The 16,127-nt window shown below is 69.3% G+C and carries 13 protein-coding genes; 6 read left to right on the top strand and 7 right to left on the bottom strand.

All coding sequences use genetic code 11. The features are described from left to right. Positions 1-84: 84 nt before the first annotated feature. The 7 genes from H8N03_RS24195 to H8N03_RS24165 form a co-directional block, all read right to left on the bottom strand. Positions 85-1,689, bottom strand: a complete 1,605-nt coding sequence (locus tag H8N03_RS24195) for a class I adenylate-forming enzyme family protein (protein ID WP_187078806.1) — start codon at positions 1,687-1,689, stop codon at positions 85-87. Further along, a complete protein-coding gene (locus H8N03_RS24190) occupies positions 1,686-2,342 on the bottom strand; it encodes an ABC transporter ATP-binding protein (protein WP_187078805.1) in 657 nt (218 codons plus the stop codon). The genes H8N03_RS24195 and H8N03_RS24190 overlap by 4 nt, the downstream gene beginning before the upstream one ends. After that, a complete protein-coding gene (locus tag H8N03_RS24185; protein WP_187078804.1) occupies positions 2,339-3,118 on the bottom strand; it encodes an ABC transporter ATP-binding protein in 780 nt (259 codons plus the stop codon). The genes H8N03_RS24190 and H8N03_RS24185 overlap by 4 nt, the downstream gene beginning before the upstream one ends. Further along, complete coding sequence (locus tag H8N03_RS24180; protein ID WP_255428378.1) at positions 3,115-4,044, bottom strand: branched-chain amino acid ABC transporter permease; 930 nt, start codon at positions 4,042-4,044, stop codon at positions 3,115-3,117. The genes H8N03_RS24185 and H8N03_RS24180 overlap by 4 nt, the downstream gene beginning before the upstream one ends. An 83-nt stretch (positions 4,045-4,127) precedes the next feature. Beyond that, positions 4,128-5,024 (bottom strand): branched-chain amino acid ABC transporter permease, encoded by an 897-nt coding sequence (locus H8N03_RS24175; RefSeq protein ID WP_187078802.1) that lies wholly within the window; start codon positions 5,022-5,024, stop codon positions 4,128-4,130. Positions 5,025-5,034: 10 nt separating this feature from the next. Continuing rightward, positions 5,035-6,336 (bottom strand): ABC transporter substrate-binding protein, encoded by a 1,302-nt coding sequence (locus H8N03_RS24170; protein WP_187078801.1) that lies wholly within the window; start codon positions 6,334-6,336, stop codon positions 5,035-5,037. 103 nt (positions 6,337-6,439) lie between these two features. Continuing rightward, positions 6,440-8,176 carry a sensor domain-containing diguanylate cyclase gene (locus tag H8N03_RS24165; protein ID WP_187078800.1) on the bottom strand — a complete coding sequence of 579 codons (1,737 nt, stop codon included), beginning with the start codon at positions 8,174-8,176 and terminating at the stop codon, positions 6,440-6,442. 78 nt (positions 8,177-8,254) lie between these two features. Between H8N03_RS24165 and H8N03_RS24160 the strand changes: the two genes are divergently transcribed. From H8N03_RS24160 to hslU, 6 genes are all read left to right on the top strand, one after another. Beyond that, positions 8,255-9,436, top strand: a complete 1,182-nt coding sequence (locus tag H8N03_RS24160; RefSeq protein WP_187078799.1) for a class I SAM-dependent rRNA methyltransferase — start codon at positions 8,255-8,257, stop codon at positions 9,434-9,436. A 125-nt stretch (positions 9,437-9,561) separates the two neighbouring features. Beyond that, a complete protein-coding gene (locus tag H8N03_RS24155; protein ID WP_187078798.1) occupies positions 9,562-10,599 on the top strand; it encodes a CobW family GTP-binding protein in 1,038 nt (345 codons plus the stop codon). 295 nt (positions 10,600-10,894) lie between these two features. Continuing rightward, complete coding sequence (gene dksA, locus H8N03_RS26485) at positions 10,895-11,956, top strand: RNA polymerase-binding protein DksA (RefSeq protein ID WP_354005172.1); 1,062 nt, start codon at positions 10,895-10,897, stop codon at positions 11,954-11,956. A gap of 40 nt (positions 11,957-11,996) precedes the next feature. Then, positions 11,997-13,898 (top strand): STAS domain-containing protein, encoded by a 1,902-nt coding sequence (locus tag H8N03_RS24145; protein ID WP_187078797.1) that lies wholly within the window; start codon positions 11,997-11,999, stop codon positions 13,896-13,898. 101 nt (positions 13,899-13,999) lie between these two features. Next, positions 14,000-14,551 (top strand): ATP-dependent protease subunit HslV, encoded by a 552-nt coding sequence (gene hslV, locus H8N03_RS24140; protein ID WP_187078796.1) that lies wholly within the window; start codon positions 14,000-14,002, stop codon positions 14,549-14,551. 124 nt (positions 14,552-14,675) lie between these two features. Continuing rightward, positions 14,676-15,992 carry an ATP-dependent protease ATPase subunit HslU gene (gene hslU, locus H8N03_RS24135; RefSeq protein ID WP_187078795.1) on the top strand — a complete coding sequence of 439 codons (1,317 nt, stop codon included), beginning with the start codon at positions 14,676-14,678 and terminating at the stop codon, positions 15,990-15,992. Positions 15,993-16,127 lie beyond the last annotated feature (135 nt).

Below are 16,127 nucleotides of genomic sequence, written 5' to 3'. Positions count from 1 at the left end.
CGGCATTGCTGGGGTGCGCTGCGCGCAACCCAGCCTACGAACGAGCGCGGGCCGTAGGCTGGGTTGCACGAAGTGCACCCCAGCTCACCCGACCCGCTCGCGCAAGCTCCTCTTCATCACCTTCCCGTTCGCATTCCGCGGCAGCGGTTCCGCCAGCCACGTCCACGCATCCGGCGTCTTGTAATCCGCCAGCTGCGCCCTGCACCGCGCCGTGAGCTCCTGCTGCAGCCTGCCGGTATCCACCACCGCCGGCGCATACACGAAGGCATGGATGCGCTCGCCGAGCACGGGGCAGGGCACGCCGACCGTCGCGGCCTCCTGCACGGCGTCGTGGCCGACCAGGCAGTTCTCCACCTCCACCGAGAACACCTTGTAGCCGCCGCGGTTGATCATGTCCTTCTTGCGGTCGTGCACGCGCAGGAAGCCGTCGGCATCCATCGTCCCGATGTCGCCCGACTTCCAGTAGCCCGCGACGAAGCTGTCGGCGGTGGCCTGCGGGTTGTCCCAGTAGCGCGGCACCACCATCGGGCCCGCGATCCACACTTCGCCCGGCGTGCCGTGCGGCACCTCGCGGCCGGTCTCGTCCATCACGAGGATGTCGGCGCAGGGCAGCGGCTGCCCCACGGCCTCCAGGCGGTCGGAGCCGGCAGGCGTCAGCGTCGCCGGCGAGGAGGTCTCGGTGGAGCCGTAGGCGTTGAAGAGGCGGATGCCCGGGCAGTTCGCGCGCAGGCCTTCGATGGTGGCGCCGGCCATGGGCGCGCCGCCGAAGCCCGCGAGGCGCAGCGAGGAGAGGTCGGTGTCGTGCAGCGCGGGTTCGCGCAGCCACAGCGCGTACATCGCGGGCACCATGAGCGTGTAGCTGACGCGCTCGCGCGCCACGAGCGCGAGGCTGGCGGATGCCTTGAAGTCCGCGAGCAGCACCACGCTTCCCGCGACGCCCGCCATCGCCAGGACCAGGGCCACGAGGCCGGTGACGTGGGAGCCGGGCACGGCGAGCAGTCCCGTCTCGCCCGTGCGCAGGCCGAGCGCATGCCGGTAGTGCAGCACCGAGTGCACGAGGTTCAGGTGCGTCAGCACCGCGCCCTTGGGCGCGCCGGTGGTGCCGGAGGTGTAGAGCAGGACGGCCGGGTCTTCCTCGGCCGGCTCGGCGTCCGCGAAGCCGCTGGCGTCCGTAGCGAGCAGCGCGTCCCAGTGCAGCCACCCGCCGGCCGCGATGCCACCCGGCAGCAGCACGCGCGTGAGCGGGCGCCCGTCGGACAAGGCCGGCGGCACCAGCATGGACAGCACCGGGTCGGCGATGACCAGCGTCGCGCGGCACTGGTTCAGGATGAAGGCGATGCCGGGGCCGGCTTCGCGCATGCTCACCGGCACCAGCACGGCGCCGAGCCGCAGCGCGGCATGCGTGGCGACCACGAACTCCGCGCGGTTCGGCGCGACGAGCACGACCCGGTCGCCGGGTTCGACCCCGGCCTGGCGCAGGCCCACCGCGAGCCGGGTGCTGAGCGCGTCGAGCTCGCCCCAGGTCCAGCGCCGCGCGCCGTCGACGAGCGCGGGCGCGGACGCATCCACCGACCGCGCTTGTGCCAGCATCGCCGGCAGGTGCGGCGGCCGGTCGGCAAAGCAGCGCAGCACGCGGTCGCCGAAGTGGCGCTCGTGGCGCAGCGCCACCGGGGGCCAGGCACGCGTCATGCAGCCGCCTCCGTCGTGACGTTGGCACCGCGTTCGATCACCACTTCCTCGTCCAGCAGCCGGCGCGAGTGGTTCAGGTCCGACTGGCTGATCACCACGGTGAGGCCCGAGCCGCGCAACTGGCCGACGACTTCGGACAGCCGCTGCGACAGGGCGGGCGCGACGCCTTCGAAAGGCTCGTCGAGGAGCAGCAGCCGCGTGCCGACCGCGAGCGCACGGGCCAGCGCCACCAGCTTCTGCTGCCCGCCGGAGAGCAGCAGCGCCTTGCGATCGCGCATCTCCAGCAGCTCGGGCAGGATGCCGTAGACCATCGCCAGGCGATCGCGCAGCACGAGCTCGCGCGAAACCCAGACGGGCAGGGCGATGTTCTCTTCCACCGTGAGCTCGGGCACGAGGCCGCGGTCTTCGGGCATGTAGCCGATGCCGAGCGCCGCGCGCCGGTGCGGCGGCACGCGGGCGAGGTCCTGGCCGCCGAGCGTGACGCGGCCGGCAAGCAGGGGAAGGTGGCCCATCACGGTGCGCATCACCGTGGTCTTGCCCGCGCCGTTGCGGCCGATCAGCCCTACCAGGGTGCCGGGCGCGACACGCAGCGAGAAGCCGCGCAGCACCTCCACGTTCTGGATCGCGACGCGCACGTCGTCCAGGGCGATCATGCGGCCTCCGCCAGCGAAGCGGGCAGCGATCCCGTGACGTAGCGCTGCACGTCGGCATCGGCGAGCACGTGCGCCGGCGCGCCGTCCGCGATGATGCGGCCGCTGGAGAACGCGGCCACGCGGCTCGCGTAGCGCCGCACGATGTCCATGTCGTGCTCCACGAAGACGACGGTCACGGGCGCTTCGTCCTGCCGCCCTTCGATCGCGCGGACGACGGTGTCCATCACCGCGAACTTCTCGTCCGCGCTCACGCCGCTGGTGGGTTCGTCGAGCAGCAGCAGGCGGGGCTGGCCGGTCAGGGCCATGGCGATGTCCAGCAGCTTGCGCACGCCGCCCGGCAGCTCGCGCGCGAGGCGCTGCGCATGCTCCGCCACGCCGAAGGCGGCGAGCAGCTGGTCGCAGCGGGCGAGCGACGCGGCGTCGCGTGCCGGCCGCAGGAAGTGAGCGTGCGCCTGAGTGCAATGCAGGGCGGTGAGCATGTTCTCCAGCACCGTCATGTGCAGGCACAGCTGCGGGATCTGGAAGGACCGCGCGACGCCGCGCCGCGTGATCTCGCGCGGCGAGCGCCGGGTGACGTCCTCGCCCGCCAGCAGGATGCTGCCCTCCGTGGGCTTCAGGTAGCCGGTCACCATGTTCACGAAGGTCGTCTTGCCCGCGCCGTTGCTGCCGATCAGGCACAGGCGCTCGCCCTGCGCGACGTCGACGTTGATGTCGGCGGCCGCCACCACGGCGCCGAAGGTGCGCTGCAGGCCGCGGGCGGACAACACCGGCGTCATGCGGGCCTCCTGCGCGCCACCAGCAGGGCCCCGAGCCCGTCCGGCAGGAAGCGGATGACGAGCAGCAGGAAGAGGCCCAGCGCGAGCTGCCAGGTGTTGGGGAAATACGCGCTGGAGAAGGAGCGCACCAGCTCCAGCAGGAAGGAACTCGCGAGCACGGCGACCACGCTGTGGTGGCCGGCGAGGATGGCGACGAACACGAACTCGCCGGAAGTGGTCCAGTAGCTGAAGTTCGGGTCGATGTGGCCGAGCGCCAGCACCGCCAGCGCGCCGCCCACGCCGCCCAGGGCCGCGGCGATCAGGTAGTTCCAGGCGACGATGTTCGCGACCGACGTGCCCAGGTACTCCACCCGCAGTTCGTTGTCGCGCACGCCGAGCGAGAGCAGGCCGCGCTGCGAGTGGCAGTAGATGCGCACCCACCCGGCGAGCAGGCACACGATCGCGGAGGTGACGGCCCAGAGCGTGTAGTGCGCGGCCCCGTCGGGCGGCTTCCAGCCGAAGAGCGTGCCGCGCGAGACGTTGAAGCCGTCCGAGCCGCCCAGCGTCTCCGTCTTCATCAGCAGCCCGTACAGCACCATCGACAGCGCCAGCGTCAGCATCGCGAAGAAGATCCCCCGGTAGCGCGCGAGCAGCGGCGCGAAGGGTGCGGCCACCAGCGAGGCGGCCGCGCCTCCCAGCGCGGACAGGAGGACCATGTCCGTGATGCCGGCCTTGTTGAACAGCAAGGCTGCCGCGTAGCCGCCCGAGGCGAACACCAGCCCCTGGCCGAAAGGCACGACGCCGCTGCGCATCATCACCACGATGCCGAGGGAGACGAGGCCGTTGGCGAGGGCGAGGGTGGCGAGCGACGTGAGCCAGCGCGGTGCGAGCGCGCCGGCGGCGAGCAGGAAGGCGAGGCCCGCGGCGGTTGCCAGGACGGTGGACATCCAGTGCCACCGCGGAACCGGCTTTGCCGGGCCGCTGGTGGCGCCCCCTCGAGGGGGAGGCGCCGCAGGCGCTTCGGGGGTGGTCATATCTTTCGGGCCTGCACGCGCTGGAAGACACCTTCCGGACGGAACACCAGGATCACGGCCATCACGATGTAGATGCTGAAGAGTTCCGCCGCCGGCCACAGGTGGACCGACGCCGCACGCGCGAGGCCGACGACCAGCGCACCGAGCGCCGCACCTTCGATGCTGCCCAGCCCGCCGATAATGACGACGGCGAAGCTCACGATGATCACGCCCACCGACAGGCCCGGCTGCACCGAGATCATCGGCGCCGTCAGCGCCCCGCCGAGTGCGGCGAGGAACACGCCCACCACGAAGGCCCCCGTGTACACGCGCGAGACGTTCACGCCCATGCTGGCCGCGATCTCCGCGTTGTGGATCACGGCGGTGACGATCTTCCCCTGCCTCGTGCGGTTCAGGACCCACCAGGCCGCGACGCCCGCGACCACCGCCACCCCGACCAGCAGCAGGTCGTAGCCCGCGTAGTTCAAGGGACCGAGCTGCAGGTTGCCGAAGGCCTGGTAGGTGTCCGAGGCGTAGTAGGGATGCACGCCCCACAGCAGCTTGGTCGCGTCCTCCAGCACGAGGAAGAGGGCATAGGTGACCAGCACCAGCAGCACCTCGTCGCGCCGGTAGAACATGCGCAGCAGCCCGCGCTCGGTGAGCGGCGCCAGCAGCGCCGCCACGCCCGCCGCCGCCAGCACCAGCGCGCCCACGCTCAGGAGCGGCGAGACTTTCAGCGAGACCAGCCAGGCGACCAGGCTCGCGCCCGCATACGCGCCCACGGCGTAGAAGCTGCCGTGCGCGATGTTCAGGATCTTGAGGACCCCGAACACCAGCGTGAGCCCGAGCGCGACGATGAACAGCCAGGCCGCGTAGGTCAGGCCGTCGAAGAGGATGGTGAGGGCGAGGTTCAAGGCGGTGCCGTCAGCACTTCGCGCCCGGCAGCCCCGCCTTCAGCCAGTCGTCGCTCTTCATGTTGGCCGGCGGGTTCACGCATTCGGCCGGGAAGCGCTGGATGTCTTCCAGGACCATCATCCGGCGGTTCGCGTCCCACTTGGTCCGGCCGATCGCGGTGTCCTGGATCGCCTGGTGGCCGTCGCCGAGCGCCATGCGGATGGTGCCCGCGGGCGATTCCCAGCTGGAGCCCTTGAGCGCGGCGGCGAGCTGTTCGGGCGTGGGCTTCTTGCCGCCGTTGGCGGCCATCGCTTTCTCCGCGGCGAGCTTCAGGCCCAGCATCGCCTGCACCATGCGGTAGGGCGCCTGCACCGGGTAGGTCTTGTAGGCGAGCGAGTAGAGGTCCCACCACCAGTCGTTGAGGGCGGACTTCGGCGACATCAGTCCGTACGCGCCGCGCGCGCCGAGGATCGCGCCCTGCGGCATCTTCTCGCCCAGGCCGGGCAGCACGTGGTCCGCCGCGGAGAGCACCGGCGTCTGCTTCTGGAACACGCCGCGCGCGCCCGCCTGCAGGATGAAGGCCTGCAGGTCGCCGCCCCACAGGCTGGAATGCACGATGTCCGCGGGCTTGGAGAGCAGCGCGGACACTTCGGTGCCGTACTGGCCCGCGCCGAACTTCGGCAGCAGGTCGGCGTCCGCCCTGGCGTCCTTGTACAGCTGCGCCATGGTCAGCGTGAAGTCCTTCTTGCTGTCCTGGCCCCAGGCGTAGTCCTGGTTGATCATGTTGAAGCGCTCGACCTTGACGTTGCGCGACTTCAGGTAGCGCACGAGCGCCACGTTGTCCATCGTGGCGTGGGCCGCGGTGCGGAAGACGTACTCGTACTTGCCGTCCTCGAAGATGCGCGGCGTGCCGCAGTCGTAGAGGATCAGGAACTTCTTCATCTCCTCGGCGACGGGCGCGACCGCGAGGCAGTCGCCCGAGCCGACGTAGCCGACGACCGCGTCGACCTTCTCGCGCTCGTAGAGGTTGCGCAGTTCCTGCACCTGCTTGGTGGCGCCGCCGTTCTCGTCGACGTAGACGGCCTCGATCTTCATGCCGCCGAAGCCGACCTTGTTGTACGGAGCCGGCGCGGCGCCCTTGTTGAACGCGTCGACGAGCACCTTCGCGCCGTTGACGGCCGGCACGCCGAAGCTCTCCGCGGCCTGGCCGGAGAGGAAGCTGACGATGCCGATCCTGAAGGTCTCCTGCGCGAGCGCCGGGGCGCACGCGAGGCTCAGGGCCGCGGCGGCACAGGCCGCGCGCCAGGGGGAGAGGGGAACCGTGGGGGCCATCGGGATGTCTCCTTGGAAGCGCAGGCGCCCGCCTGCTTGCGAACCAAGGTTGTCGCATCCGTCCCCCGCGGCGAGGGACGGGACTTTCCCGAGGACGAAGGTGTTACGGGGTGAGCGCGGCCGGCATGCTCGTCTTGGAGAGCATGAACACGGCACGGCGGCTGTCGGCCGGCGCGCTGGCCAGCAGCATCTCGAGGCGGCCGATCAGCTGCGAGGGATCGGTACCGTCCATGGGGATCAGCGCTTGCGCCACGCGCACGTGCGCCGACCATTCCAGCGGCCGTCCCTTGAAGGGCATGAGGCAGCGCGCCACGATGCGCGGCCCGGCTTCCGCGACCTCGTCGGCATGCAGAGGGCCTTCGAGCAGGATGCCGAAGCGGTGCTCGGACAGGCGCGCCACCGTGTCGATCTCGCGCGCGACCGACAGCAGGCGGCCCGCGACGCGCAGCGTGAGTTCGCGGGCGGAGTCGGAGTCGAACTGGCGGCGGATCTGGTCGATGTTGGCGATGTCCACCAGCAGCATGGCGCTGCGGAACTTCAGCCGCTGCGAGCGCGTGACCAGGCGCACCAGCCGTTCGTGGAACACCGCGGCGTTGATCAGGCCGGTGGCGGGGTCGATGCGGTCCAGGCCCTGGATGCGTCGCACGTGCTCGCGGCGGTGCTGGCTGCGCATGGCCAGCACGATCAGCAGGATGGGCAGTTCGGCCGCGATCGCGACCTGCATGCCGTGCGTGGTCCAGAAGCTGATGGGGATGAGGCCCGCCGCGCGCGCGATCGGGAACAGCGCGCCTATGCCCACCGGCGTGGAACCCACCAGCAGCCAGGGCGCGTAGCGGTCGCCGCGCAGCGCGGCCCACACCACCACGCCGTAGCCTGCGATGGTGGCGGCCAGGAAGTAGACGACGATCCAGTTCAGGCGCTCCTGCACGTTGGGCGTGAGGATCAGGTACAGCGCGAGCGGGATCGAGGCGAGGCCACCCACCAGCAGCAGCCGGTAGAGCGTGCGCGAACGTTCCCGCAGCGACACCACCTCGGCGAAGAAGATCTGCAGCGACGCGATGGCGAACAGCGGCAGCACCTGTGGCGCCATGTTGTTCCACCAGGGCCAGTCGCCCCAGAGGTGCAGCCCCGCCAGGCCCGTGATCGTGGCCTGCGTCAATGCCATCAGCAGCGCCGAGATCGCGTACAGCCAGTAGCCGGAATCTTCCAGCGTCACCGCGCCGGTGACCGCCAGCATCACCGCGAGCACCACGAGGCCGAAGTAGATGCCCAGCATGAGCGAGATGCCCTGCTCGGTGCGGCCCATGTAGCTGTCGCTCACCAGCTGCAGCGGGGCGCCGAAGATCGTGCCGTTCTGGATGCGCAGGAGGTGCACGCGCGGCGTCTGCGGCGAGACGGACACGGGCATGATCGGGTGGCGGTGCGGCAGCGGCCACTCGCCGATGGCGATGTTGTCGCCCGCGGAGCGGCCGACCCATTCGCCGCTGGCGTTCTGCACGAACAGCGTCACCTTGTCGACGCCGGGATAAGGCACTTCGAGGTACCAGCGCTCCGCGGTGGGGGCGGGCGGCACCGTGAAACGGACCCACAGGGCCTGGCCCTTGTCGAGGCGATAGATGTTGTTGTCGCCGGTGGCGTGCCACTTGATCGAGGGGTCGGACACCACGGCCTGCACGTCGGCCTTGCCGCTGTCGTCCACCCACGCGTCGCCGGCGTCGTGCAGCATCACCGGCTGCTGGCCGGTGTCGAACCTCAGCGCGGTGCGCGCGCCGGCGGTCCCGGCGAGCAGGAGCATCGCCAGGAACAGCAGCGTCGCCGCGATACCGCGGCTGCGGGCCAAGCAACCCATTCGGGGTTTCTCCTCGACTATGTCCTGTTGCACATTCTTACGCTTAATGCGTGCGCCGACAATAGGGAGATGAAAGTCATTCGCCTCCACCCCGGACGCGAGCGCTCGCTCCTGCGCCGCCATCCATGGATCTTCGATTCCGCTGTCGCCAGGGGCGGCGCGGATCCCGGGGAAACGGTGCGCGTGGAAGGCGGCGACGGCCAGTTCCTCGCCTGGGCAGCCTACAGCCCGGCCTCGAAGATCCGCGCCCGGGCCTGGAGCTTCGTGGAGACGGAGCGCATCGAGCCGGCCTTTTTCCGCAACCGCCTCGTCCAGGCCGTGGCCCTAAGGCAACGGCTTAACCCTTCCAGTGACGGTGTACGCCTGGTGCACGGGGAGTCGGACGGTCTCCCCGGCTTCGTCGTGGACCGCTACGGCGACACGCTGGTGGCGCAGTTCCTCTCCGCCGGCGCGGAGCGCTGGAAGAAGGTGCTGGCCGACGGCCTGCTGGAGGCGACGGGGCTGCAGAAGCTGTACGAGCGCTCGGACGCCCATGCGCGCTCGCTCGAGGGCCTGCCCGAAACCACGGGCTGGCTGCGCGGGAGCGGCGCGACCGAGCTCACCATCGCCGAACACGGCTGGCGCTTCGGCCTCGACATCGCCGGCGGCCACAAGACCGGCTTCTACCTGGACCAGCGCGACAGCCGCGCGCGCTTCGCCGAGTGGGTGAAGCGGCTCGGCGCGCAGAAGGTGCTGAACTGCTATTGCTACACGGGCGGCTTCACCGTGGCGGCCCTGGCGGGCGGGGCGGGCGAGGTCACCTCGATCGATTCCTCCGGGCCGGCGCTGGAACGCGCGCGGGCCAACGTCGCCCTGAACGGCTTCGATGCCGCGCGCGCCGAATTCCTGGACGCGGACGTCAACGCCAGCCTGCGCAAGTTCGGCGAGGCGGGACGGACCTTCGACGCCATCGTCCTCGACCCGCCCAAGCTCGCGCCGACCGCGGCCCACGCGGAACGCGCCGCGCGCGCGTACAAGGACATCAACCGCCTCGCCCTCAAGCTGCTCGCGCCAGGCGGCGTGCTCTTCACGTTCTCGTGCTCCGGCGGCATTTCCGCCGACCTGTTCCACAAGATCGTGGCGTCGGCCGGCACGGATTCCGGCGTCGACGGCTACATCGTGGAGCGCCTCGGGGCCGCCGCGGACCACCCGATGACGCTCGCATTCCCGGAAGGCGAGTACCTGAAAGGCCTGGTGGTCCTGCGCAAGTGAGCAGGGGCTAGGGGCTGGGGGCTAGGGACTAGGGGAATGTGGCGCGGCACCGCTGAACAGCGGCCATCGGGCTAGACTTTGAAGTTCCCTAGGCCCTAGCCCCTAGACCCTATCCCCTGAAAACCATGAGCCTCATCCCCGCCACCATCCTCACCGGCTTCCTCGGTTCCGGCAAGACGACCCTGCTCAAGCGCGTGCTGAGCGAAGCGCACGGCCAGAAGATCGCCGTCATCGAGAACGAGTTCGGCGAGGAGAACATCGACAACGACATCCTGGTCACCGAGACGAAGGAGCAGATCGTCCAGATGAGCAACGGCTGCATCTGCTGCACGATCCGCGAGGACCTGCGTTCCACCCTGCAGCTGCTGGCCGCCAAGAAGCGCAAGGGCATGCTCGATTTCGACCGGGTCGTGATCGAGACGACCGGCCTCGCCGATCCCGGCCCCGTGGCGCAGACCTTCTTCATGGACGACGAGATCGCCGAGAGCTACCTCCTCGACTCCATCCTCACGCTGGTGGACGCCAAGCACGCCGACAAGCAGCTGGACGACCGCCAGGAAGCGCGCCGCCAGGTGGGCTTCGCCGACCAGATCTTCATCTCCAAGACCGACCTCGTCGGCAAGGACGAGGTCGACGCCCTGGTGCACCGCCTCAAGCACATGAACCCGCGCGCGCCGCAGCAGCAGGTGCATTTCGGCGAGGTGCCCCTGAAGAGCGTGTTCGACCTGCGGGGCTTCAACCTCAACGCCAAGCTCGACATCGACCCGGACTTCCTGAAGGAAGACGAGCACGACCACCACCACGGTCATGACCACGACCACGAGCACGGCGAGCACTGCGACCACCCGCACCACCACGCCCACGACGACGACGTCAAGAGCTTCGTCTTCCGCTCGGAGCGCGCCTTCGACCCGATGAAGCTCGAGGACTTCCTCGGGGCGATCGTCAACATCTACGGCCCGCGCATGCTGCGCTACAAGGGCGTGCTGAACATGAAGGGCACCGAGCGCAAGGTGATCTTCCAGGGCGTGCACCAGCTGATGGGGAGCGACCTGGGCCCGCAATGGGGCGAGGGCGAGCAGCGCCTGTCCAAGATGGTCTTCATCGGGATCGACCTGCCCCGGGACATCTTCCTGCAGGGCCTCGAGCAGTGCCTTGTCTGACGCGCCGCGTCGGTGCGGTCCGAACCGTGCCGCGCAAGTGCCGGGTTTACGCTGGCGCCCTTGATGCAACCCGCGCCGCGCCCCGGACATGTTTGTCTCGCTTCCGCAACTCACGGCCTCTCCCGCAAGGGGGGTGGCGGCGCCGCGCCATGACGAAAAGGAGGTTCACGGTCGTGCAGAGCCCTTAACTCAGGGTATAAATCGCGGTCATGACGGCGTTGACCCTACAACGAAAGAAGGCAGGCATGCGCGCAACGCGCCGCACGCCTCCGGCGCCGACGCGAGGAGACGGGAAGTGAAGGCTCAGCCCAAGGCCGCTGCCAAGACCAAGAAGACCGCGGTGAAGACTCCTGCCAAGGCCAAGGCTGCCAAGCCCGCGCCCAAGGCGGCGAAGACAGCGGCCAAGGCACCGGCGAAGAAGGCTCCCGCGAAGAAGACCCCAGCCAAGACCAGCAAGCCCGCCGCGAAGACGGCGAAGGCTCCAGCGAAGGCGACGCCCGCCAAGGCCGCACCGGCCAAGGCTGCGAAGGCCCCGGCGAAGACGGCACCCCAGGCGGCCAAGACCGCCCCGAAGACCACGGCCGGCAAGGTCGTGGGCGCCGTCGCCAAGGCCGTCGTGACCGGCGCGAAGGCCGTCGTCGCCGCCGCGAAGAAGATCCCCGCCAAGGCGAGCCCCGCGCCGGCGAAAGCCGCGCCCGCCGCCAAGGCCTCCCCTCCACCCGCAGCACCCGCCCCGGCCCCCGCCGCGGCGAGCAGGCCCGTCCCGCAGCCGGCTCCCGCCGCGCCGCGCGCCATGCCCGCTCCCGCACCCGCGATGCCGCAGGCCCCGGCTGCTGCCAAGGCAAGCTACACCCCCATGGCAACCCAATCCGTACTGACGCCCCCGCCCGTCGTGTCCATCAAGAAGGACCCGAAGCTGGCCAACAACTGGAAGACGAAGTCCGCCGAGGAACTCTCGGACGAAGAAGTCCTGGCGATGCCGGATGCGGAGTACATGAACGACAAGCAGATGGCGTTCTTCCGCCTGAAGCTGCTGCAGCTGAAGCAGGACATCCTCAATAGCGCCGGCGAGACCACCGAGCACCTGCGCGAGGACACGGTCATCGTCCCCGATCCCGCGGACCGCGCGACGATCGAGGAGGAGCACGCGCTCGAACTGCGCACGCGCGACCGCGAGCGCAAGCTGCTGAAGAAGATCGAGCAGTCCATCGCGCGCATCGACGCGGGCGACTACGGCTACTGCGACGAGACCGGCGAGCCGATCGGCGTGGGCCGCCTGCTCGCGCGCCCGACGGCGACCCTGTCGCTCGAGGCGCAGCAGCGCCGCGAGCTGAAGCAGAAGATGTTCGGCGACTGAGCCGGGCATCTCCCGCAGTCCCTCCCCGCAGGTTCCGCACATGGCGAACAAAGACGATTCCGCACCCGGTGGACTGCTGTCCCGGGTGGTGCGCTTCGTCCGCAACCCCGCAAGCGGCTTCAACGAGAACGAAGGCCAGGACGCCGACCGCGAGAGCTCGTACTCCAAGCAGATGCTCAAGGAGATGATCGAGCGCAAGCGCCGCAACGACTTCGTGCGCAAGCGCGAGTTCGACATGCTGCGCAAGATGCGCCGCAGCGAGGTGCTGGCGGGCCAGGACCCGGGCCTGCGCCCCTCGTTCTTCCAGAGCTCCATGCCGTCCAAGCCGGACGACCGCGCCACCACGCTGAAGAAGATCGACGAGATCGAGGCGCAGATGTCCATGCAGTGGTGGAAGACCAAGCATGGCGGCAACTCCGGCATGCCCACCGGCGCCAGCGGCTTCCCGATGTCCGCGCACGTGCCGCCGGATGCCATGCGCCAGCCGGCTGCACCCGCGCCCGCGGCGACCAGCTATTCGCGCACCGCGCCGCAGGAACTCGCTGCGGACGGCAGCGCCGCCGCGCCCGCGCCGCCGGCATCGCTGATGGACTCCGTGCTGCCGGATGCGACCACGCAGGCCATGGGCCTCGTGCCGCCGCAGCAGCAGCCGCAGCCCGCGCCCGCCGGTTCGCGCATGGCGCCGCCCGCGGCGCGCGCGGCCCTGCCGCCGCTGGACTTCGATGCGCAGCCCAGCGCCCGCGACATCGCGGCCGCCGGTGCGCCCAGCGTGCCGGGCAGCGCGCCCAGCACGTTCTCGCCGTCCAAGCAGTTCGCGATCCACGTCGAGGAATTCGCGCACGACCCCGAGCTGGAGGAAGCCTCCATCCGCTTCGCCAACGGCGACAACGAAGGCGCCGAGGCGGGCCTGCTGGACGTGCTCGCGCCGCACGGCACGCGCATCAACCACGACGAGACCTGGCTCACGCTGTTCGACCTGTACCGCGCGGCCGGCTGGCAGTCCAAGTTCGAGAGCGCCGCGATCGACTTCGCGAGCCGCTTCGGCCGCTCGGCGCCGCAGTGGTTCTCGATGCCGGAGATCATCGCGAAGATGAACACGCCGACGGCTGCGCAGGCAGCCGCGGCGGCGGGCCAGGACAAGGCGGACTGGACCAGCCCCGCGGTGTTCGGCACGCAGACGGCCGCGGCGCTCGTGGCGGCGCTGGGCCGCGCGACGCAACCGTACAAGCTGAACTGGACCAAGCTCACTTCCATCGTCGATGGCGCCGTGGAGCCGCTCACGAAGCTGTTCACCCAGTGGGCCGGCCAGAACGTGCAGCTGCGCTTCATCGGCGCCGACGCGCTGGAGAAGGTGCTGCGCGAAGCGACGCCCTCGAGCGACCGCGCCGTGAACCCCGGCTGGTGGAAGCTGCGCATGGAAGTCCTGCGCGTGATGCACCGCCCGGACGAATTCGAGCTGGTGGCCCTGGACTACTGCGTCACCTACGAGGTGTCGCCGCCTTCCTGGGACAGCGCGCGCTGCGACTACAAGTCGCTGCAGCCCGATGGCAGCCTCGCCAGCCGCAACACCATCATCGGCGAGGCGTACCGCGACTCCGTGGTCTCCAGCGTGATGACCTACGGCGACTCGCAGCTGCCCGCCATGAGCTCGCAGCTCTCCAGCGTGGCGACCGTGGAGCTCTCCGGCCAGATCCTCGGCGACGGCAAGGAAGCGCTCGAACTGCTCGATGCCAAGCTGGCCGACGCGGACATCATGATCATCTCCTGCGCCCGCCTCATGCGCATCGACTTCACGGCGGCCGGCACCCTGCTCAACTGGGTGACGGCGCGCGAAGGCGAAGGGCGGCAGGTGCAGTTCTCCGACGTGCACCGGCTGGTGGCGGCGTTCTTCAACGTCATCGGCATCAGCGAGCACGCCCGCATCACGATCCGGAACGAATGAGGGGCTAGAGGTTAGGGGCTAGGGGCTAGGGAAACAGCCGGGCGTCCCCATGTGGGAATTTGGCTTTACCCTAGGCCCTCATCCCTAGACCCTAACCCCTCATGGAACAGTTTCACGGCACGACCATCGTCAGCGTGCGGCGCCAGGGCGCCGACGGCCGCTGGCAGGTGGCGATCGGCGGCGACGGCCAGGTCACCCTGGGCAACATCGTCGTCAAGGGCAGCGCGCGCAAGGTCCGCAGGCTCTACCACGACAAGGTGCTCGCCGGCTTCGCCGGTGCCACCGCCGACGCCTTCACCCTCTTCGAACGCTTCGAGGGCAAGCTGGAGAAGCACCAGGGCCACCTCGTGCGCGCCGCCATCGAACTCACCAAGGACTGGCGCACCGACCGCGTGCTGCGGCGGCTGGAAGCCATGCTCGCCGTGGCCGACCGCGAGTCCTCGCTGATCATCACCGGCAACGGCGACGTGCTGGAACCGGAGCAGGGGATCATCGCGATCGGCTCGGGCGGCGGCTATGCGCAGGCGGCCGCGAAGGCGCTGCTGGACAACACCGACATGGGCGCGCGCGACGTCGTCAAGAAGTCGCTGGAGATCGCGGGCCAGCTTTGCATCTACACCAACATGAACCACACCATCGAGGTGCTGGAGTGAACAGCCTTTGAACGCAGAGGTCGCAAAGATGACGCAGAGGTCGCAGAGAACAGCCTGGGAAGCTCTTCTCTGCGACCTCTGCGCATCCTCTGCGTCCTCTGCGTTCCTCTTCCCGGATCGACAAATGTCTTCCATGACCCCCCAGGAAATCGTCTCCGAGCTCGATCGCCACATCGTCGGCCAGAAGGACGCCAAGCGCGCCGTGGCCATCGCCCTGCGCAACCGCTGGCGCCGCCAGCAGGTGGACGAGAAGCTGCGCCACGAGATCACGCCCAAGAACATCCTCATGATCGGCCCCACCGGCGTGGGCAAGACCGAGATCGCGCGGCGCCTCGCCAAGCTCGCGGACGCGCCCTTCATCAAGGTGGAGGCGACGAAGTTCACCGAAGTGGGCTACGTCGGCAAGGACGTCGACGCGATCATCCGCGACCTCGCCGAGATGGCCGTGAAGCAGACCCGCGTGGCGGAGATGCGCAAGGTGCGCACGCGCGCCGAAGACGCGGCGGAGGAGCGCATCCTCAACGTGCTGATCCCGCTCGCACGCGGCGAGGAAGCCAGTGGCGAAAGCACGGCACGCCAGGTGTTCCGCAAGAAGCTGCGCGAGGGGCTGCTGGACGACAAGGACGTCGAGATCGACGTCGCCGAAGCCAAGCCTTCGCTGGAGATCATGAGCCCGCCCGGCATGGAAGACATGGCGGAGCAGCTCAAGGGCATGTTCGGCCAGCTCGGGAGCGGCCGCCGCAAGACGCGCAAGCTGAAGATCCGCGAGGCGATGAAGCTGCTCGTGGAAGAGGAAGCCGCGTCGCTGGTCAACGAGGACGAGATCAAGGCCGCCGCGATCCAGAACGCGGAGCAGAACGGCATCGTCTTCATCGACGAGATCGACAAGGTGGCGGCGCGCGGCGAAGGCTCGGGCCCGGACGTGTCGCGCCAGGGCGTGCAGCGCGACCTGCTGCCGCTGGTGGAAGGCACGACCGTATCGACCAAGTACGGCCCGATCCGCACCGACCACATCCTCTTCATCGCGAGCGGCGCGTTCCACCTCTCCAAGCCCAGCGACCTGATCCCGGAGTTGCAGGGCCGGTTCCCGATCCGCGTGGAGCTGGGCTCGCTCTCCGTGCAGGACTTCGAGGCGATCCTCACGTCCACCCACGCTTCGCTGGTCAAGCAGTACCAGGCGTTGCTGGAAACGGAGAAGGTGAAGCTGGAGTTCACGCCGGAAGGGATCACGCGCCTCGCGCAGATCGCGTACGACGTCAACGAGCGCACCGAGAACATCGGGGCCCGGCGCCTCTCCACGGTGATGGAGCGGCTGCTGGACGAGGTCAGCTTCGAGGCGGCCCGGCTGGAAGGGCAGACCGTCACGGTGGACGCCGCCTACGTCGATGCCCGCCTCAGCGAACTCAGCAGGAACGAGGACCTTTCTCGCTACATCCTGTAGGTGGCATGAGGCAACACATCAAGTGCACCAGCTAAGTGCTGGATTCGTAAAGGAAATCGGAGGCCGCGTGCCTCCGATTTCGTTTCTAAGTGCTTGATTTCATTGCCAAAAAGTACCCAGGACGATTGCGCCTCA

Source organism: Ramlibacter cellulosilyticus, from assembly GCF_014297465.1.
GTDB classification, from domain to species: Bacteria; Pseudomonadota; Gammaproteobacteria; order Burkholderiales; family Burkholderiaceae_C; genus Ramlibacter; species Ramlibacter cellulosilyticus.
This window is presented reverse-complemented; position numbering and strand designations above follow the sequence as displayed.

Bases quoted from the DNA above. Each gene is read 5' to 3' on its own strand.
- H8N03_RS24195 (WP_187078806.1), bottom strand. From the start codon at position 1,689: ATGACGCGTGCCTGGCCCCCGGTGGCGCTGCGCCACGAGCGCCACTTC.
- H8N03_RS24190 (WP_187078805.1), bottom strand. From the start codon at position 2,342: ATGATCGCCCTGGACGACGTGCGCGTCGCGATCCAGAACGTGGAGGTG.
- H8N03_RS24185 (WP_187078804.1), bottom strand. From the start codon at position 3,118: ATGACGCCGGTGTTGTCCGCCCGCGGCCTGCAGCGCACCTTCGGCGCC.
- H8N03_RS24180 (WP_255428378.1), bottom strand. From the start codon at position 4,044: ATGTCCACCGTCCTGGCAACCGCCGCGGGCCTCGCCTTCCTGCTCGCC.
- H8N03_RS24170 (WP_187078801.1), bottom strand. From the start codon at position 6,336: ATGGCCCCCACGGTTCCCCTCTCCCCCTGGCGCGCGGCCTGTGCCGCC.
- H8N03_RS24160 (WP_187078799.1), top strand. From the start codon at position 8,255: ATGAAAGTCATTCGCCTCCACCCCGGACGCGAGCGCTCGCTCCTGCGC.
- H8N03_RS24155 (WP_187078798.1), top strand. From the start codon at position 9,562: ATGAGCCTCATCCCCGCCACCATCCTCACCGGCTTCCTCGGTTCCGGC.
- H8N03_RS24145 (WP_187078797.1), top strand. From the start codon at position 11,997: ATGGCGAACAAAGACGATTCCGCACCCGGTGGACTGCTGTCCCGGGTG.
- hslV (WP_187078796.1), top strand. From the start codon at position 14,000: ATGGAACAGTTTCACGGCACGACCATCGTCAGCGTGCGGCGCCAGGGC.
- hslU (WP_187078795.1), top strand. From the start codon at position 14,676: ATGTCTTCCATGACCCCCCAGGAAATCGTCTCCGAGCTCGATCGCCAC.